Annotated in this window: 15 protein-coding genes, 1 other RNA gene and 3 pseudogenes; 6 read left to right on the top strand and 13 right to left on the bottom strand. The window is 53.1% G+C overall.

From position 1 onward, the window contains the following. Nucleotides 1-122 precede the first annotated feature (122 nt). The 5 genes and pseudogenes from GT3570_RS07510 to GT3570_RS07490 all read right to left on the bottom strand — a co-directional run. Complete coding sequence (locus GT3570_RS07510) at nt 123-746, bottom strand: isoprenylcysteine carboxyl methyltransferase family protein (protein ID WP_025039382.1); 624 nt, start codon at nt 744-746, stop codon at nt 123-125. Further along, entirely contained in the window at nt 743-1,810 is a 1,068-nt protein-coding gene (locus GT3570_RS07505) for a type III polyketide synthase (RefSeq protein ID WP_042379514.1), read from the bottom strand. The genes GT3570_RS07510 and GT3570_RS07505 overlap by 4 nt, the downstream gene beginning before the upstream one ends. Nucleotides 1,811-2,051: 241 nt before the next feature. Beyond that, complete coding sequence (locus GT3570_RS07500; RefSeq protein ID WP_062898592.1) at nt 2,052-2,705, bottom strand: hypothetical protein; 654 nt, start codon at nt 2,703-2,705, stop codon at nt 2,052-2,054. Between the two features lie 157 nt (nt 2,706-2,862). Further along, nucleotides 2,863-3,165: pseudogene (locus GT3570_RS07495) on the bottom strand (solute carrier family 23 protein); the annotation flags it as partial. Between the two features lie 80 nt (nt 3,166-3,245). Then, nucleotides 3,246-3,470 (bottom strand): annotated as a pseudogene (locus GT3570_RS07490) (xanthine phosphoribosyltransferase); the annotation flags it as partial. Nucleotides 3,471-3,764: 294 nt separating this feature from the next. Here GT3570_RS07490 and GT3570_RS07485 point away from each other — a divergent pair. The 3 genes from GT3570_RS07485 to GT3570_RS07475 are packed head-to-tail and all read left to right on the top strand — an operon-like array spanning nt 3,765 to nt 6,054. After that, a complete protein-coding gene (locus tag GT3570_RS07485) occupies nt 3,765-3,911 on the top strand; it encodes a cytochrome c oxidase subunit 2A (protein ID WP_011231044.1) in 147 nt (48 codons plus the stop codon). A 21-nt stretch (nt 3,912-3,932) separates the two neighbouring features. Then, nucleotides 3,933-4,403, top strand: coding sequence for a cytochrome c oxidase subunit II (locus GT3570_RS07480; RefSeq protein ID WP_011231043.1), 471 nt, complete (start codon nt 3,933-3,935; stop codon nt 4,401-4,403). 1 nt (nt 4,404) lies between these two features. Further along, on the top strand, nt 4,405-6,054 hold the full coding sequence (locus GT3570_RS07475; protein ID WP_011231042.1) for a b(o/a)3-type cytochrome-c oxidase subunit 1: 1,650 nt from the start codon (nt 4,405-4,407) through the stop codon (nt 6,052-6,054). A gap of 133 nt (nt 6,055-6,187) precedes the next feature. Here GT3570_RS07475 and GT3570_RS07470 read toward each other — a convergent pair whose 3' ends face one another. The 3 genes from GT3570_RS07470 to GT3570_RS07460 form a co-directional block, all read right to left on the bottom strand. Next, nucleotides 6,188-7,690, bottom strand: a complete 1,503-nt coding sequence (locus GT3570_RS07470; RefSeq protein ID WP_276607006.1) for a carboxypeptidase M32 — start codon at nt 7,688-7,690, stop codon at nt 6,188-6,190. Nucleotides 7,691-7,808: 118 nt separating this feature from the next. Next, on the bottom strand, nt 7,809-9,746 hold the full coding sequence (locus GT3570_RS07465; protein WP_011231040.1) for an ATP-dependent DNA helicase: 1,938 nt from the start codon (nt 9,744-9,746) through the stop codon (nt 7,809-7,811). Between the two features lie 122 nt (nt 9,747-9,868). Continuing rightward, on the bottom strand, nt 9,869-11,011 hold the full coding sequence (locus GT3570_RS07460) for a THUMP domain-containing class I SAM-dependent RNA methyltransferase (protein WP_062898591.1): 1,143 nt from the start codon (nt 11,009-11,011) through the stop codon (nt 9,869-9,871). A gap of 179 nt (nt 11,012-11,190) precedes the next feature. On the opposite strand from GT3570_RS07460, the gene GT3570_RS07455 reads away from it, so the two are divergent. Beyond that, complete coding sequence (locus tag GT3570_RS07455) at nt 11,191-11,517, top strand: transposase (RefSeq protein WP_011229672.1); 327 nt, start codon at nt 11,191-11,193, stop codon at nt 11,515-11,517. Beyond that, nucleotides 11,496-12,377 (top strand): annotated as a pseudogene (locus tag GT3570_RS07450) (IS3 family transposase); the annotation flags it as partial. The gene GT3570_RS07455 and the pseudogene GT3570_RS07450, both read left to right, overlap by 22 nt. Nucleotides 12,378-12,602: 225 nt before the next feature. On the opposite strand, the gene rnpB reads toward GT3570_RS07450, so the two are convergent. Together rnpB and gpsB are read right to left on the bottom strand one after the other, a co-directional pair. Continuing rightward, nucleotides 12,603-12,999, bottom strand: an RNA gene (rnpB, locus tag GT3570_RS07445) — RNase P RNA component class B. A 99-nt stretch (nt 13,000-13,098) separates the two neighbouring features. Continuing rightward, nucleotides 13,099-13,395: a cell division regulator GpsB gene (gene gpsB / locus GT3570_RS07440; protein ID WP_011231037.1), complete on the bottom strand. Its 297-nt coding sequence runs from the start codon at nt 13,393-13,395 to the stop codon at nt 13,099-13,101. Here gpsB and GT3570_RS07435 point away from each other — a divergent pair. Next, the gene (locus GT3570_RS07435) at nt 13,394-13,588 is read left to right on the top strand and encodes a hypothetical protein (RefSeq protein ID WP_014195685.1); all 195 of its coding nucleotides are present in this window, start codon (nt 13,394-13,396) and stop codon (nt 13,586-13,588) included. The genes gpsB and GT3570_RS07435 overlap by 2 nt on opposite strands. A gap of 42 nt (nt 13,589-13,630) precedes the next feature. Here the strand turns inward: GT3570_RS07435 and GT3570_RS07430 are convergent, their stop codons facing one another. From GT3570_RS07430 to GT3570_RS07415, 3 genes are all read right to left on the bottom strand, one after another. After that, nucleotides 13,631-13,876: a CotD family spore coat protein gene (locus tag GT3570_RS07430; protein ID WP_014195684.1), complete on the bottom strand. Its 246-nt coding sequence runs from the start codon at nt 13,874-13,876 to the stop codon at nt 13,631-13,633. A 438-nt stretch (nt 13,877-14,314) separates the two neighbouring features. After that, entirely contained in the window at nt 14,315-15,580 is a 1,266-nt protein-coding gene (locus GT3570_RS07420; RefSeq protein ID WP_062898590.1) for a ribonuclease H-like domain-containing protein, read from the bottom strand. Nucleotides 15,581-15,663: 83 nt separating this feature from the next. Further along, the gene (locus tag GT3570_RS07415) at nt 15,664-17,940 is read right to left on the bottom strand and encodes a DEAD/DEAH box helicase (RefSeq protein ID WP_062898589.1); all 2,277 of its coding nucleotides are present in this window, start codon (nt 17,938-17,940) and stop codon (nt 15,664-15,666) included. Nucleotides 17,941-18,029 lie beyond the last annotated feature (89 nt).

Below are 18,029 nucleotides of genomic sequence, written 5' to 3'. Positions count from 1 at the left end.
CCCCGTTTCCCAATAGAAAAAAAGAAAAATCCTGCCGTAACCCGACAGGATGACATAGAGAAAGAGGCAACGCCCTGCCGCCGCCCGCAGGCGAACGGCGAACAGATGCCATTATAGACGGCTCAAGGGCTGTTTTTTATTTGTCCGCTGCTTTCAGCTTGCCGCATCTTGCGGATGGCAGCCTCCCCCCTTAACCGGGGCAAAAAACGCGGCCGCTCCCGAAACGCCTCCCGGTAGTCGGTGAGCGCCGCCAGCGCTCTTTCCTCAACCGCGATGCGAATCGACAGCAAAAATGCGTTCAAAAGCGAAAAGACAAGCGCGGTGATCGGCGCTTGAAACAAAAGCGGCAACAGCGCAATCTCTAAGGCGACAACCACATAGTTCGGGTGGCGAAGCCATCGGTACGGCCCTTTTTTCACTACTTGGCCGTTTGGTACGATCAAAATTTTCGTATTCCAAAAACGGCCGAGCGACCCAATTGTCCATACGCGCAGCCCTTGCACGACAAGAAAAAGCGGAAACAAAAGCGGCCAGCGGCGCGACGGGCGCGCGCCCTTTCGAAGCGCCTCAACAGCCAACGACAAAAAGAAACCGACATGCATCAATACGATCAACGGGTAATGGCGAGCGCCGAACTCCCGCGCCCCGAGCGCTTTCACATACTGTTCGTTCCGTTTTGCAAGCCGAAGCTCAATGACGCGCATGCCGGCAACCGCCAAAAACACGAACCAAAACCGCACGATCATCCCCCCCATTGAAGCAGCACCATTTCCGCACTAAAGCCCGGGCCGAGAGCGATAAGCAGGCCGTGCCCGGACGAAAGCGGCTGCCGCATCATCTGTTCGAGCACAAAATACACGGTGGCCGACGACATGTTGCCGTAGCGGGCGAGCACGTCTCTAGCGGCTTTTGTCTGTTCCGGACCGAATCCGAACGCCTCCTCGTACGCTTCAATGACTTTCCTCCCGCCCGGGTGGGCGATGAAATGATGAATATCCCCAAGCCCTAACCCATGTTCCTGCAAAAACGACTCGACTTGCGGGCGCAGCCAAGAGCGAACGATCGCCGGAATGTCTTTTGAAAAGATGACAAACAAACCTTCGTCGCGAACATCCCAGCCCATCACGTCTTCCGAGCCGGGCATGAGCACCGAGCGGGCGGCGATGACACGCGGCGCGCCAGCTGTCGGCGCCGCTCCGTCGCCAGCCACAAGCAAGCACGCCACGCCGTCGGAAAAAAGCGACGTACCGATCACATTGCTTTTGGACCAATCATTGAGTTGAAACGTCAAACTGCAAAACTCAACGGCGATCACAAGCGCCTTGGCATTCGGAAACGCCCGGCAATAGTCGGCTGCCCGGGCGAGCCCAGCCGCCCCTCCCGCACAACCGAGCCCCCAAATCGGCACTCTTACGGCATGAGGGGAGAACGGCAATACGTTCATCAGCCGCGCCTCGATGCTCGGCGTCGACAGCCCTGTCGTTGAGATGTAAAACAGCGCATCGATCTCCTCATGCAAAACAGGGCCGGACGAAGCCTTGCGCAAACAGTCATTGACCGCCTCTGCGCTGTAGCGGACGGCACGGTCGATGTACACCCCATTTTTTTCACCGAAACCGCGCGGCGCGCTGTACCAGGCAAGCGGTTGGACAAACGTGCGCGTATGAATGCCGCTGTTGTCAAACGCCTGCAGCAGCCGCTCCGCACGCGCCATTCGACCGGCGAACAGCCCGGCGACATGCTGCTTCACCTCGTCTTGGGCGGCCGTATACGGCATCCTTGCTGTGCCGACAGATAAAAGAACCGGCATACAAACACCTCGGTCTGTTCCTCTTTATTCTATTAGGATGCGCAACAAGCCAAACTATATGCAATGGAAAATATGTTTGTACACCCGTTTTTTCAGGAACAGCGAATGGATTTCTAGTTTTCGCAGCCAAAAAAAGTTATGAAAAGTTGCTGCAATCAAAAAACAGGCGCGGACAAAACCGGCCTGTTTTGGAAGGAACATGATCATCAGCGAGGATGTACAAGTAGGAGAGGTTCGTTATTTATCTCGCTTTTAGCGCGCGGATTTCACTTTCATGCTCGAGCAAGTGCAAAGCGAGGGATTGAAGTACGAGCTCTTGCCGCGCTTGTCCGGCAATGACTTCATTGACTTTTTGTTGCATTTCTGTGAGGGTTTGTTTCATCGCCGAAATTTCATGGAGCGTTTCTAACGTTTCCACGACAGCTTGCCGAATAAACGGCAATTCGGCAACGTCCTCTTTCGTCGCCATCGTTTGTTCCATGCGCCCAATCCGGCTGTCGAGCGCCGCAATGTCGTCTCTGTTAGCCGCCACGGTCTCTTCGAGTTGCCCGATGCGCCCATCCAGCGCTGCGACATCCTCTTTCGTTGCCATCGTCCGCTCGATGGTCCCGATGCGCTCATCCAGCGCTGCGACGTCTTCTCTCGTCGCTGCCACGGTCTGCTCAAGCCGCCCGATGCGATCATTCATCCGGACAACGTCTTCTCTCGTCGCTGCCACGGTCTCTTCGAGTTGCCCGACGCGTCCATTTAACCGCGCAACATCCTCTTTCGTCGCGCTCACCGTTTGTTCAAGCCGATCGATGCGATCATTCACCCGCACAACATCCTGTTTGGTCGCCATCTGATTCCGTATTTGCCGCAGCTCATCGAAAAGGCGCTCCACCCATTCATCCATTGTTTCACCCCCTTTCCTATTCGCTTTCCATTATACCATCATCCCTCCACCAGTTTCTATCATTTTCTCTGCCAATCGACACGCCAATAAAAAAGCCACCCCCATTTCCCGAGCAGTGGCCGGAAAACGAAGATGGCTATAAAAGCGATCAACACCATTATGAAATTTTTTGTTCCTGCAGCGGCAGTGCAGCCGATTTTCTTGCCTTACCGAAATGGAAGACGGCGTTTAAGATGATGGCGGTCATGCTGCCGGCGACGATGCCGCTGTCGGTTAAAATGCGCAAGCCGGTCGGCAGCTCGACAAACAAGTTCGGCACCGCCGTCACCCCAAGCCCCACGCCGACCGAGCAGGCGATGATCAGCAAGTTCTCTTGCACAGTTAGGTCAACTTGGCCTAACATTTTCACACCGTAGGCAATGACCATGCCGAACATCGCGAGCATCGCCCCGCCGACGATGAGCGGAACGACGATCGCCCCGGCGTACATGGCCAATACATGTTGGATGCCGAGCGATCCGACTTGCCACCATTTCATCTTCATCGACTCATCACCTCGTCAGCAAATTGAATGGCGCCACCATCAAGCGATGCGATGCGGGCGAGCGACACAACGCGGAAGCCGCGCGAACGAAGCAGCCGGCCGCCGTCTTGAAACGCTTTTTCAATGACAATGCCGATGCCGACCATATCAGCCCCCGCTTGCTCGATGATCTCCACCATTCCGAGCGCCGCTTGGCCGTTGGCTAAAAAATCATCAATGATCGATAGGCTTAATCTCTTTGCTGCATCGCATTGCCTGTTCAATCGCCGGCGCTTTACATGCCAGCAAAAAGAACATTGGCGGGCTCTGCTGCCGCGAGAGAAAATGACGTCTTCATCATTTTTTCACAAACGTCACCATTTGTTCACACTTCCAGCATCGTTTTTGTGAGAAAAGTCACTGTTGCCCCAGTTTTGTACAGTTATGATAGTGTCAAAGCAGGGAAATTGGCCGTTTGGCGCACCTGCCGAATTGCTGTTATGGGGGATGAATCCAACAAAGAGGAGGGATACGGCATGGCAAAACTGATCACAGCGGCCCGGCAAACGAAAAAGGAAAAAGAGCCGGCGCTCAAAGGCACGCTGGCCTCTGTGTTTCTGCTCGGCTTTTTCATCATTTTTTCTTGGGTCAGCGTCTACTTTTTATTTTTGCACCGCCTGTAAGCGGCAAAGGAGGGAATCGGTATGCACATCCATAAGTATGAAAAAATTTGGCTTGCGTTTGGCATCGGCTGTTTGATCGTTTTTTTGACGGTCGTCGGCGTAAGTGCATTCGCCGCCGGACAGCAGCCGCCGAGCTGCCTGACGACGATCGATCCAGAAAAAGTCGATTCGACCCCGCCGTTTGATCATCCGGGGCTCGTCAAAAAAGGAGACAAGGAATACGAGTTGAACATCGTCGTCGCCGCGTTTTCTTTTACACCGAATGCGATCGAAATTCCAAAAGGAGCGAAAGTGACGATCAACGTCACTTCGAAAGACGTCATCCACGGATTTGAAATCCCGGGAACGAACGTGAACATGATGGTCGAACCCGGTTATGTGAACAGCTTAACAACCACGTTTGACAAACCGGGCGAATATACGATTCTTTGCAACGAGTATTGCGGCGCCGGCCACCATATGATGACGGCGCGCATAAAGGTGGTGGAGTAACATGGCACAACCGTTGGAAAAAGTCGATCGCCGCGATGCGAAACTGGCGCTTGCCCATTTGTTCGTCGCCTTTACCGCCCTCGCGCTCGGGGGGTTCGCCGGCCTATTGCAAACATTAGTCCGTTCCGGCAAGTTTGAGCTCCCGGCTGGGATCAGCTATTACACGATTTTGACGACGCATGGCGTCTTGCTTGGACTCGTGCTGACGACGTTTTTCATTATCGGCTTTCAGTTCGCCGCGGTCAGCCGTACAACCGGGGCGCTCTCAGACGGTTCGCGCCGGACCGGTTGGATCGGTTTTTGGCTGATGACAATCGGAACAGCCATGAGTGCGTTTTTCATCTTAACCGGCAAGGCATCTGTCTTATATACGTTTTACGCGCCGCTGCAAGCGCACGCCGGCTTTTACATCGGCTTGGCGCTTGTCGTCGTCGGCAGCTGGGTGAGCGGCTTTGCGATGTTCGCTCATTATGCCCGCTGGCGGAAAACGCACCGCGGTCAAGTGAGCCCGCTGCTGGCGTTCATGTCAGTGACGAATATGGTGCTATGGCTCGTCTGTTCGCTTGGCGTCGCCGCCACCGTCGTCTTCCAGCTCATTCCGTGGTCGCTTGGGCTCACGGATCGGGTGAACGTGCTCTTGAGCCGGACGCTGTTTTGGTATTTTGGGCATCCGCTCGTCTACTTCTGGCTATTGCCGGCGTATATGGTTTGGTACGCCGTCATTCCGAAAGTGATCGGCGGCAAAATGTTCTCCGATTCACTCGCACGGCTGGCGTTTATCTTGTTTTTGCTGTTTTCGATTCCGGTCGGCTTCCATCACCAATTGCTTGAGCCGGGAATTTCGCCGTTTTGGAAATACGTGCAAGTCGTCTTGACGTTCATGGTCATCATTCCGTCGCTCATGACCGCGTTCGCCATGTTTGCGACGTTTGAATCGTACGGCCGCTCGCAGGGAGCGACCGGCTTGTTCGGCTGGCTGCGGAAACTCCCGTGGAGCGACGCCCGCTTTTTCGCCCCGTTTGTCGGAATGCTGTTTTTTATTCCGGCCGGCACCGGCGGGATTATTAACGCCTCGCACCAACTCAACCAAGTCGTCCATAATACGATTTGGGTGACCGGCCACTTCCATTTAACGGTGGCAACGACTGTCGTCCTAACATTTTTTGGTGCGTCATACTGGCTCATTCCGCATTTGACCGGCCGGGTGATGACGAAAGCGATGAACCGGCTCGCCATCATTCAAACGATCGTTTGGGCGGTTGGGATGACGTTCATGTCCGGCTCGATGCATTTTGCCGGTCTGCTCGGCGCACCGCGACGCTCGGCGTTCTCAACGTACAGCAATTCGCCGCAAGCGCTTGAATGGATTCCGTACCAAATCGCGCAAGCGGTCGGCGGCACCATCTTGTTCATCGGCATTATTTTGATTCTCGTCATCGTGATCAACTTGGCCTTTTTCGCCCCGAAAGGCGAAACGGAGTTTCCGGTCGCCGAGGCAGCTGCTCCGTATGAACGGGCTGCGCTGGCGCTTGAAAACTGGAAGCTTTGGATCGGCCTCGTCGTTGCGCTCATTTTGATCGCCTATACGGTGCCGATCATCGACATCATTCAAAACGCTCCGCCGGGGTCGAAAGGATACAAATTATGGTGAAACAAGAAGGTGTCCCCAAGCGATCGGGACACCTTCCTCTTTATGTGCATAAAACCGAGACACAATAGGACTTTGTCGACAGAAAAACTAAACGAACAGCGTAAGAACGATGTTTGCACTGACGCGCCTGTTTCTATAATCGATAAAGCGCCTTATATTTTTCTTCTAAATATTGAATAAGATAATCGGCTTTCAGCGTTTCGCCCGTCGCATCGCGCACAAGTTCGAGCGGCTTTTTCATTTTTCCAAACTGGTGGATATGAACGGTCAGCCATTCACGGATCGGTGCGATGTTCCCCTCTTCAAGCAGCCCAGCTACATCCAACTCTTTTTTCATCGCTTGCTTGAATTGCGCCGCATACATATAGCCGAGCGCATACGATGGGAAATAGCCGAAGCTGCCGCCGGACCAATGGACGTCCTGCAACACGCCGACCGCATCGTTGTGCGGGCGGATGCCAAGGTATTGTTCATATTTCTCATTCCATACATCCGGCAAGTCGATCGCTTCCAGCTCCCCAGCAAACAGCTGCTTTTCGATTTCATAGCGGATGATAATATGGAGCGGATACGTCAGTTCGTCCGCTTCAATACGAATGAGCGACGGCTTCGCTTCATTGATCGCCCGGTAAAACGCATCAAGCGAAACGTCGGCGAACTGCGTGGGCGCGTATTGCTGCAGGCGCGGGTAATGCCGCTTCCAAAACGCATAGTGGCGTCCGATCATATTTTCAAAAAAGAGCGACTGCGATTCATGAATGCCCATCGACGCCCCGCTTGCAAGCGGAGTGCCGACAAGCGCCTCGGAAATGTGTTGTTCATACAGCGCATGGCCGCATTCATGGATCGTGCCAAACACCGCGGTGCGGAAGTCGCGCTCGTCGTAGCGCGTCGTAATGCGCACATCGTTCGGGTTGAGCCCGATCGCAAATGGATGGACCGTCTCATCAAGTCTCCCCTTGCCAAAATCATAGCCGAGCTCTTTAAGCAACTCAAGCAGAAAAGCGCGCTGCTTTTCTTTTGGAAACGGCGCGAACAAAAAGGACGTGTCCGGCTTGTCGGACGCGGCGGAAATGGCGTGCACAAGCGGGACGATGCGTTCGCGCAGGCGGCTGAACAGTTCGTCAAGCAAATCGACGGTCATGCCCGGCTCGTATTGATCGAGCAGCGTATTGTACGGGTGTCCTTCATACCCCCAATAACGGATAAAGCGGCGCTGAAACTCGATGATTTGCTCCAAATACGGGCGAAACCGGGCGAAATCAGCAGCCGCTTTCGCTTCTTCCCAAACGCTTTCCGCTTTGGAACAAAGCACGACAAACTCTTTGTATTCATCCGCTGGAATTTTTTTATTGCGCTCGTATTCTTTTTTGCATTCATCAAGCGTTTTCTTTGTCACGTCATTCAGCTGCTCGTAGACGGCTTTGGGCGACAGCTTGGCGATAAAGGCTGCCATCTCCTCGGATGTCGACATGCGAAACACTTCTTCTGACAGCATGCCGATCACTTCTGATCGCTGCTCGACCCCTTTTTTCGGGGCGCCAGTCCGCAAATCCCAATACATGAGGCCAATCGCTTCGCGGTAGCCCGTCATTTTTTTCACGTATTGCAAAAACTGCGCTTCGATTGGTTTCACTATACTCAGTCCCCCTATGTATTTCATGGCCGTATCATCATTTCCATAACAAGGTGCCATTTTCCTGCTTGCCAGCGAGAAAATGCTATTTTTGTGGAAAATGAAAAAGGGAAGAATATCATTCTTCCCTCACCGCTGTCGGCAACACGTCTTTGATCGCCGCAATGACCCGTTCATCTTCCCTGTCGGTGACGAAAATGGAAACAATGCCGCGGTCATCGCGCGTGCGGATGAGCCGTCCGACTCCTTGGCGAAGGCGAAGAAGCATATACGGCACATCGACGTCCCAAAACGGGTTGCTATACGCTTTTCGCTTCGCCTGAAACACCGGATCATTCGGCGGATACGGCAGCGACCAAATAATGACGTTCGAAAGCGACGGCCCCGGGATGTCAAGTCCTTCCCATAAATGTTCGGAACAAAGCACCGTTTCCTCGTTACGCTGAAACTCGGCGACCAAATCGCTGATTTCACGGTCGCCTTCAAACAAAAACGAAAATGGTTCGCCGGCTGCCGCCTCTTTAAACTGAAGAAGCTCCTCGCGCGTCGGGAACAAGATGAGCGCCCGGCCTCCGGTTTCGCGCAATTTTTCAAGCGCATATGCGTATTTTTTGGCAAACAGCGTCTCATCCGCGCGGAACGTCGGCATAAAAATCGTCATCTGTTCGTCGTAATCAAACGGCGACGGCACGCTGAACGATAAATAGTCATCAATGCCTAAGCTTTGGGCGATATAGGCAAACGATTTTCCGCTCGATAGCGTCGCTGACGAAAAGATAAACGGCATTCGTTTGCTGAACACTTTTTCGCGCAACACTTCTTGAACGGTGCGCGGCATGACGACAAACGTCGCCTCTTGACGCGACGACTCAAGCCACGTAATGGCGTCGGCGTTTTTCAAAAACAAATCGAGTGAATACTGGATTTGGTCCAAATATTCATCCACAATGTTCAGCTGGTAATGATCGATCGTATACGTCTCGCTTTCAAACACAAGCTCGTTGCCGATTTCGACCATTTGGCCGCGGAGCCGCTTCGCCCATTGTTCAAGACGCGGCGACGGCAAAATTTCTTTCCGGTTCGAACCCGGAACGTCTTTCGCGCACGCTTTCAGCTCATCAAAAAAGCGCGTGCTCGTCTCCAGCGTCTCCTCAATTAAATAGGCGAGCTCTTCACGGATGTCGTTTTCAAGAAGACGTGTCAGCAACGTCTCAAGCGTCGTCTCTTTCATTCGATATGTCAACGCCTTTTGCGCAGCGAACTCCAATAAATGCCCTTCGTCAAACACGACACAGCTCGCTTCCGGCAACAGCGGCAGCTGTCCTTCCCGCTTGCGCGCTTCATACGTCCAAACATGTTCCATATAAAAATCGTGCGAGCAGACGATCAAATCCGCCGCCTTCCGGTAATAGTCGCGCCAAAGCGTCTGTCCGCAGCGATGCCGCTTTTCGCACGTGAAACAGTCTTGAAACGGATCCCAGGCGATTTTTTTCCACTGCTCATCAGTCAGGTGGGCGTATTCTTTTCGGTCGCCGTAGCGGTAGAACGACTGCAGCGGTTTGTTGTCATGGACGAAGGCCGGAAGTTCATCGTAAATTTGCTCATACAGCTCGATGTCGTCATCGTCATACGTCGTTACTTCTTCCAGTTTATTCAAACATAAATATTGATCTGGCGATTTCGCCAGCCGGACGTCGATTTCCAGCCCGAGCACGTTGGATAGCTTCGCAATATCGCCTTCCTTTTTGACGAGCTGCTCAATGAGCGTCTCATCGGCGCAGGCGATAATGGCCGGCTTGCCGGTATAGCGGGCGTAGCAGACTGCATACAGCAAATACACGATCGTTTTCCCTGTGCCAACTCCCGCTTCGGCGAAGATCACCTTTTTTTCTCGAAACGCCCGCTCGAGCTGAAACGCCATATAAATTTGCTCGTCGCGCAGCTCAAAGCCGGCTTCCGGCAAAATGTCATAAAAAACATCGCCGATCCACTGGCTCAACTTATCAAAAAAGTTTTCATTTTTTTCTACAACAAACGGATAACGTTCATGGCCCATCGTCGCCACCCCTCCAATTGGCATAAACTCCCCCGGCATATCATGCATAAGCGCGCAACAAGTTTGTTGCGCGCTCGATCCCTAGTAACAAAACAATATTATGATCGATGGCCGCCGAGAAGTCAACTTCGAGCTTCGCGCGGCGGCCGCGGCCCCCAGTACTGGTAGTAATGGGTTTCAATAAAGCCGTTAAACAGTTTGCGCCGCTTCGTCGCCGGGCGGCCGTAATGCGTTTCAAAACCGCGGTGGGCGGTTAAAATGTACACCGACCACGTATCCAAGGCGGCGAAGGCGCGGCCGATGGCGCGATAGAGCGCTTCGACCTCCCGTTGTTCGCCAAGCCGTTCGCCGTATGGCGGGTTGCCGACGATCACCCCGTATTGTGCATCGGTCTGAAACTGCTCGGCGCGGCCCTCCCGAAAAGAAATGAGATCGGAAAGCCCCGCTTCGGCTGCATTCATCTTGGCGATCTCGACCATGTGCGGGTCAAGGTCAATCCCGCAAATATCAAGCGGTTGGTCGTAACGCGCCATCTGTTCCGCCTCTTGGCGCGCCTCTTCCCATACCGATTCCCCGATCCACGGCCATTGCTCCGAGACGAAATCCCGGTTAAACCCTGGGGCGATGTTTTGGCCGATCAGCGCCGCCTCAATGGCAATCGTGCCCGACCCGCAAAACGGATCGACGAACGGGCGCTCGGGCGTCCAATTGGTGAGCAACACTAAGGCGGCCGCGAGCGTCTCTCTTAGCGGCGCCTCCCCTTGGCGAGCACGGTAGCCGCGTTTATGCAGCCCGGCGCCGCTTGTATCGATCGTCAACGTAGCGATATCTTTGTGAAGCGCCACCTCGATCCGATACAACGGCCCGGTTTCCGGGAACCACGACAAATGATAGCGCGCTTTTAAGCTTTCGACGACTGCCTTTTTCACAATGGCTTGGCAGTCGGAAACGCTGAACAGCGTTGATTTGACCGACTTCCCGATCACCGGAAACTCGGCATCTTTCGGCAAGTAATCGGCCCATGGCAACGCCTTCGTTTGTTCAAACAACTCCTCAAACGTCGTCGCTCGAAACTCACCGACTTTCAGCTTCACGCGGTCAGCGGTGCGCAGCCAAAGGTTGGCCCGGCAAATGGCGAGCGCATCGCCTTCAAACGTCACTTTGCCGTTCTCCACTTGGCACTCATAGCCAAGCCGGCGCACTTCTTCCGCGACGACTGATTCGAGCCCCATCGCGGCCGTGGCAATCAGCGAAAACGAAGTCATCCTGTTCCCCCTATCTGATAGATGTATGTATCCTCATTCATGGCCTATACTTCCATTATAGTCATATGGAAGGAAAACACACAAAAGAGAAAGCCCTCCTTCCTGTGATATTATCCCTCTAGTGTAGACAGTTGGGAAAATGCCCATACTGTCAGTAAAAACACTGGAGGGATTTGTTTATGTTCGAGACCAAGCAAACACCGAAAGGGAAGACCACTTATTCCGTGGAGTTTAAATGGAGGGCTGTCCAGATGTACATCGAAGAAGGATGGGGATATAAGCGGATATGCCAAGAGTTAGGGATTCCCTGCACGAAAACGATCAGACTTTGGGTAAAACGTTACCATGAACATGGTCTAAAAGGGCTCGAAGAACGGCGCGGGACATCCAAGTCTCCATTCAAGGGAAGGCCTCGAAAAAAAGAGTGCAGTTTAGAGGAAGAGAATCGAAGACTGAAAGCAGAGAATGATTATTTAAAAAAGTTACGAGAGCTGGCAAGGAGGTGAAACCGAAAGAGCGGTTCTCGATCATTCAGGAGTTATCCAACACCTATCCGATTGCCTGGCTATGCCAACTGGCCGGTGTGTCAAGAAGTGGATACTATCGATGGATGAACCAGCAGGGAATCGTCACAGAGAAGCAAAAGGAAAATGAACAAATCAAACAAATGATCCTCGAATGCCATCAAAAGGTCAATGGGATCTATGGATACTACCGCGTGAAAGCATGGATAAAACGAAATTATGGGAAGACCGTGAATCATAAGCGAGTGTACCGACTGATGAAAGAGTTGGGGGTTCAGGCCAAAATCCGTCGAAAAAAGCCGAAGTATAAAGCGGGAAAGGAGAATATCGTAGCGTCGAACGTGTTAAACCGTGATTTTGTGGCCACTGCAGCCAACCAAAAATGGGTGACGGATATTACCTATGTGCCATTTCAAGGAACCTATTTGTATCTGTCTGCTATTAAAGATCTGTACAACAATGAAATCATTGCGTATCGCATCAGTCGTTCGAATGACTTAAAATTGGTGATCGAAACTGTCAAGGATGCCATCAAAAAACGGGATGCGCGAGGAGTCCTTCTCCATAGCGATCAAGGCTCCCAGTACACATCCCGCCAGTACCATCAACTGCTGAAGGCTCATCATATCATTCCTAGTATGTCCAGAAGAGGAAACTGTTTAGACAATGCCTGCATGGAAAATTTTTTCGGGCATTTGAAATCGGAAATGGTGGACCTTCCCACCTTTGAAACGGAAGAGGAAATGATCGAGGCGATCGATCAGTACATGTATTTTTATAATTATGAACGGTGCCAGAAAAAACTAGACTACCTCAGCCCAGTGGAATACCGAATTGCCTAAGCAGCCTAGCAGACGAACGGCTGAGAATGTCTCCTTCTTCAGCTTGCCAACGATGAAGTGGAATGAAGGAGACGTTGTCAAGTGCTTTCCTTGACAACGTTTCCTCATTCCACTATCCTAACAAGCAGCTGAAGAAGGTGGGTATTTTTCACACTGTCTACTTGACAGGGATATGTTCACCTGCAGGAGGGCTTTCCCACGATTCCAATCACCGCGTTAATCATGTTCTGTAAGCCATGTTCTGTACCTTCGTACTGCAAGCGGCTTTCGCCTCGTACTCCGGCGGTAATCATCTATCTACAGGCAGCGTACGCCGCCTGTCCTTCCCTCCGTTCATTTCCTTCGGGAAGGTGCCCCTACCATCATTTGGGTTTCTCGCTCGTGGGGTTTACCGCGTTCCACCTCTAAGGTTTCCCTTAGAGCTGCGTCACTGTGGCACTTTCAGGGTAATCGAACCATATCCGCATGCGGACGTAGGTTCTTTCCCCGCCGTCAGCCCAGCCGAAGCCAGACTGCCCTAGCTTATGGATTCGCTAGGCACGAACACTACGGGCATCTCAGCACCGTGCGAGCATGGACTTTCCTCTACGGCCGAAACCGGCCGCAGCGATTACCCGAACATGATTAACGCTGCGAGCATCTTACAGTATAGCTGATCTTGGTGTGAGAATCAAGAAGAAAAAATTAGAAATCCCTGCATCAACTTCGCCCTGCCGGCTGGTTATTCATACAGTTTCCGGCCAAACACATGCTTTTCTAAGTTGGAAAGGCGCTGCAAAATGTCGTAGTTCGTCGTTCCCGCCGACATCGCCGGCCGTTTTTGAAGCTCCTCGACTTGCCGCTTCAGCCGGGCGTTTTCCTGGCGCAACTCGTCAATTTCTTGCTGAAATGCTTCATAATCTTTAATAATGAGATCCAAAAATTGATCCACTTCGTCTTGGTTGTACCCCCGTATGCTTACCTTAAATTCCTTTTCTAAAATGTCTTTCGGCGTCAGTTTCACTTGATGGGCTGACATGGCTTTTCACCTCAATCCGCATTCAACGATCATCTTCTCTTTATTTTTTCAGAAATTCAGCCGGTTGTCAATTGACGGTTGGCTTGCCGCATCGATCGGGAAGCCGCATGGCGCCCACGCAGACTTCCCGGCGGCGCCGAAACGCCGTCCTCCCGCCCAAACGCCGCCGGCTGCCGGCGTTTTCCATCCGTAAAAAAACAGAAGCCGACAAAGCGGCTTCTGTTTTTGGCCCTTACTATCGCAGCGGAAACGGCGGAAATGGCATCGGTCCCGGACCCGGGCAGTACAGATGGCGATTGGCAGCCTGAGCCACCGCCGATTCCGTATGCGGGAAATAATGTTGATGTTCATACAGGTGATGATAAACATGCATCGTATGCGATGGATGGATATGCGGCACAATCGTTGCTTCGAAATGATGCAAAACGTTGCAACGAGGCGGATGAACGATCGGCGCCGTTACATTCGGCAGGCAATGCATCATATTCCTCTCCTTTCATCAATTTAGGCTGTTGCTTGACAATACTAGCCTATGATGAACGGAGTGGACTCGTACTAGTATAAACACCCATTTTGAAGAGCCATTCGCGCCAACAATCTACCGGCTCTCTCGCTCCGGTGCTTCGGACGTTTTGGCATAGTCATTCGTCTTTTTGAATCCGTTATGCGGCGCCGGCCTCTCTGACGTTCATTAATAGATATAATTGAACACGACAAACGTCAAACCGACGACAATAAAAAAGAGATACAAAATTTTTTTGTACATGCTCCGCATCGTCTTCTTCTCCCTGCCATCGTTTTCGTTCATTCCGATGCCATTGTACACGTTTTTTCTTTTTTCTACAAGATTCACAACAAAAAGACGAAACATTTTCGTTTTCTGTCATATTTTGCGCTTGCCAGGGAAATGGACGAGTTCTCACCCGTTTTTCTTGCGTTTAAGCCGCGCGAGCCTCCTGCGCCATTCCGCTTCTTCTTTCTCGCTATGTTGTCGGCTCATCCTAGCGAGCGACCGCCACGCTTCATATGCCATAACGGCATAACGGTGCGCTTCGGCCGCATCCCGGAAATAATGTTCATACACCTTCGCCAGTTCAAGCCCGGCCTTCGCCTTCCAATAGCCATTTCCGTGGATAAACAAGTCGCGCCAAAGGAGAGCAGCCTCTTCATATCGTTTTTCTTTTCGGTATAAAAGAGAAAGCTGCCATTTCGCCGTCTGCGCTTCCTTCGCCCCTTTGCCGCTCGCCTCCTCGTACACCCCCCTTGCCGCCGCTGTTTCCCCGACCGCTTCGAACCAACGGGCGGCGGCCAACTGCTCCTTGGGGTCAGCGAGCCGGTCCGCTTCAAGCAGCTGAACGGATAGGTGAATGTAGAGAGCAATGAGCGACAACACGTCGCGCTCGTTATGGCGCAATACTGGCATGAGCCGGTCTGGATGGGGCGTTTGCAAAAACTCCTTGTACATCATCGGCGCCAAAAAGCCCGGCACATCATCGTCCCGCTCGACATGGAGAATGTGCCGCTCCACTTCCGAAAGGCGCAGCGAATCCAATTTGTCTTTCCATAAGCGGCGGGCGGCGTGATACAAATCAAAATGACCGAACGCTGGCAGTTTTGGCACCATGTTGCGGACAAGCGCATGGCGCGTTTTCAGGCGCGGCCAGTCGAACGCTTTTCCATTATAGGTAACAAGCGTCGTATAATCGACGTCAGACAAAAAACTTTGATAGAGCGCCACTTCCGCCCCTGGGTATGGCAGAAGGTGCTGGCGGATGGTGACGAAATCGCCAAGAATGCGGGCGTGGCCAAGCAAGAACATGATGTTTCCCGCCCCGCTTGAAAGTCCCATCGTCTCCGTGTCAAAAAAGAATAAGTCGCTAACGGCAAAGCCGCGGCAGGAGAGCGGATGGGAAAACGGCGCTTCCTGCCATCTTTCGTGCACTTCATACAGCGCTCCGAGCCGATAGCGGCCGTGCTGATAGTCAAGCGGATACACCGTTTCCCGAATGAGGCAGTAATCGCCGGCAAACCAATACGGCTTGGCGCCGTACTCCCGCCAAACGTCGGCATACGGCACGTCCGTCACAGGTCGTCCGTCCGGTTTCTCCTCTTCTTTTTCTTCATCGTTCTCCTTTTTATGCCGGGCGGCAAGCAATTCTTTCCATTGCGCCAACTTCGGCTTCATCCGTTCACCCCCTCCTTGCTTGACGTCGGCTTGCTTCTATAAGTTGATTCTCCCACACTCGGCAAAAACACGCATGACGACGCTTAAACGGACGGACCGGCCCAAACGGCAAGTTGTTCGTCCAAAAACTGGACAAGTTCGCGCTTCAACGACGGTCCGTCAGCGCTTGAAATGCCGATGCACGATGGGCAGCCGTCCGCACACGGGCAGCGTTCGACCCATTCTTTCACATGTTTCATGATCTCTTCATACCGTTCAAACACCGCCTCCGACAGGCCGACTCCGCCTGGATAGCGATCATAAAGGAAAATCGTCGGCCGTCCGGAATGCGGCGCCTTAAGCTGCGGCACGACGTGAAGATCGGAGCGGTCGCACATGACAAACACCGGCACGAGATGACCAAGCACATTGGCGATGCCGACAAGGAGTTGTTCAAACAGCGCCGGGGAAAACCGTGACGGCACCGCCTCCCACTCGATCCACGCCGCCGACGTATGAAGCGTTTCCTCCGGAAGGCGGATCGGCCCTGATCCGATGTTTTCAAACGTCGACAGCTTCAGCTTTTTAAAAATCGTCGCCATCGCTCGGACCGATACATCACCGTAACGCACCGCCATTTGTCCGCGCGTTTCGCTCCGGTCTTCCGACAGCACATCAAGCCGGACAGCCAAATTGGCGTCCGTAAAATATTCAACATCGACTTGGCGGACGTACGCCTTTTTCTCCTCCCAGTCGAGCTTTTCAACTTGGTATTGTGCTCCTTCGTGCAAATAAATCGCTTCATCATGAAGCAGCGTCATCGCGCTGAAGCGGTCCATTTCGCCGATGACGCGATGGTGGGCGGTGTCGGAAATATCGATGATGACGACGTTTTCCTGAGCCGCGGAGCGCAAACTGATATCATGCGCGGGAAACGCGTCGCTCATCCAGTGCCAGCGCCCAGCGCGTTCGTTTAGCACCCCTTGCTCGGCCAAAAAGTCGAGCACCTCTTCGACCTCGACGCCGCCGAACGTCTCGCCGCGCCGGAACGGAAGCTCATAGGCGGCGCATTTGATATGATCGACCAAAATGAGCAGATTGTCCGGGTTGATGCGCGCCGCCTCCGGCGAGCGGGCGAAAAAGTATTCTGGATGGGAGATGATGTACTGATCGAGGGGGCTTGCGCTTGCGATCATCACAACGAGCGAATCGCCCTGGCGCCGGCCGGCGCGCCCGGCTTGCTGCCACGTGCTGGCGATCGTTCCCGGATACCCTGTTAAGATGCACGCTTGCAATTGGCCGATATCAACACCGAGCTCGAGCGCATTCGTGCTCACCACACCGATAATCTCCCCGCTGCGCAACCCTTTTTCAATGGCGCGCCGCTCGCTCGGCAAGTAGCCGCCGCGGTAGCCGCGGATCGTCGTATCGCCGATTCGTTCGTTCACCACCGCCTGCAAATGGCTTAAAATCAACTCGACACGGACGCGGCTGCGGGCGAAAACGATCGTCGGAATGCGGTTGACAAGCAGCTGTCTTGCGAGCTCAACGGCCGTTTTTGTCGCGCTTTGGCGGATGTTCATCGTCCGCTCGACAACCGGCGGATTGTAAAACACGAAATATTTCCGCCCGCGCGGCGCCCCATTGTTGTCAATAAGCGCCACCGGTTCACCGATCAGCCGCTCCGCCAACTCTTTCGGATTGGCGATCGTCGCCGACGTGCAAATAAACGTTGGTCGACTCCCGTAAAAGGCGCAAATGCGCTTTAAGCGGCGGATGACGTTCGCCACATGGCTGCCGAATACGCCGCGGTATGTATGCAGTTCATCGATGACGACGTAGCGCAGCTGTTCAAAAAGAGAAATCCATTTCGTATGGTGCGGCAAAATGGCCGTATGGAGCATATCTGGGTTGGTGATGACAATATGGCCCGCTTGACGGATTTTTTGCCGCAGCGCCGGCGCCGTGTCGCCGTCGTATGTATGGCTGTAAATCGACACCCCCATCTCGGCGATGATCTCGTTTAGTTCATTTTTTTGATCTTGAGCGAGCGCCTTCGTTGGAAAGATATACAGGGCGCGGCTCGATGGCTCTTTGGCAATGGCATCGAGCACCGGCAAATTGTAGCAAAGCGTTTTCCCTGAAGCGGTCGGCGTCACGGCGACAATGTTCCGCCCGCTTTGGACCGCGTCATAAGCGGCCGCCTGGTGCGTATACAACGAAGCGATGCCGCGCGCTTTGAGCGCCGCGCCAAGCCGCGGATCGAGTTCGTCTGGAAACGGAACGAAACTCGCTTCTTTCGGTTCGATTTCATGCCAATGCACGACATTCGGATCTTGGCGAAGCTGTTCGATCCATTCCGACAGCGTCTGTTTTTTCACGTCGCATATCACCTCGTTTCTATTTTACATGCATTCCGTTTGTTTGCACTACAAAAAACGCCCACCAAGAGGCAGTCCTCTCTCGTTTC

This window comes from Geobacillus thermoleovorans (assembly GCF_001610955.1).
Taxonomy (GTDB): Bacteria; Bacillota; Bacilli; order Bacillales; family Anoxybacillaceae; genus Geobacillus; species Geobacillus thermoleovorans.
The sequence above is the reverse complement of the archived record's forward strand: the minus strand, read 5'-3'. Positions and strand labels throughout refer to the sequence as shown.

Bases quoted from the DNA above. Each gene is read 5' to 3' on its own strand.
- GT3570_RS07435 (WP_014195685.1), top strand. From the start codon at position 13,394: ATGGCTTTTCACCTCAATCCGCATTCAACGATCATCTTCTCTTTATTT.
- GT3570_RS07460 (WP_062898591.1), bottom strand. From the start codon at position 11,011: ATGACTTCGTTTTCGCTGATTGCCACGGCCGCGATGGGGCTCGAATCA.
- GT3570_RS07475 (WP_011231042.1), top strand. From the start codon at position 4,405: ATGGCACAACCGTTGGAAAAAGTCGATCGCCGCGATGCGAAACTGGCG.
- gpsB (WP_011231037.1), bottom strand. From the start codon at position 13,395: ATGTCAGCCCATCAAGTGAAACTGACGCCGAAAGACATTTTAGAAAAG.
- GT3570_RS07480 (WP_011231043.1), top strand. From the start codon at position 3,933: ATGCACATCCATAAGTATGAAAAAATTTGGCTTGCGTTTGGCATCGGC.
- GT3570_RS07465 (WP_011231040.1), bottom strand. From the start codon at position 9,746: ATGGGCCATGAACGTTATCCGTTTGTTGTAGAAAAAAATGAAAACTTT.
- GT3570_RS07485 (WP_011231044.1), top strand. From the start codon at position 3,765: ATGGCAAAACTGATCACAGCGGCCCGGCAAACGAAAAAGGAAAAAGAG.
- GT3570_RS07455 (WP_011229672.1), top strand. From the start codon at position 11,191: ATGTTCGAGACCAAGCAAACACCGAAAGGGAAGACCACTTATTCCGTG.
- GT3570_RS07505 (WP_042379514.1), bottom strand. From the start codon at position 1,810: ATGCCGGTTCTTTTATCTGTCGGCACAGCAAGGATGCCGTATACGGCC.
- GT3570_RS07420 (WP_062898590.1), bottom strand. From the start codon at position 15,580: ATGAAGCCGAAGTTGGCGCAATGGAAAGAATTGCTTGCCGCCCGGCAT.
- GT3570_RS07500 (WP_062898592.1), bottom strand. From the start codon at position 2,705: ATGGATGAATGGGTGGAGCGCCTTTTCGATGAGCTGCGGCAAATACGG.
- GT3570_RS07430 (WP_014195684.1), bottom strand. From the start codon at position 13,876: ATGCATTGCCTGCCGAATGTAACGGCGCCGATCGTTCATCCGCCTCGT.
- GT3570_RS07510 (WP_025039382.1), bottom strand. From the start codon at position 746: ATGATCGTGCGGTTTTGGTTCGTGTTTTTGGCGGTTGCCGGCATGCGC.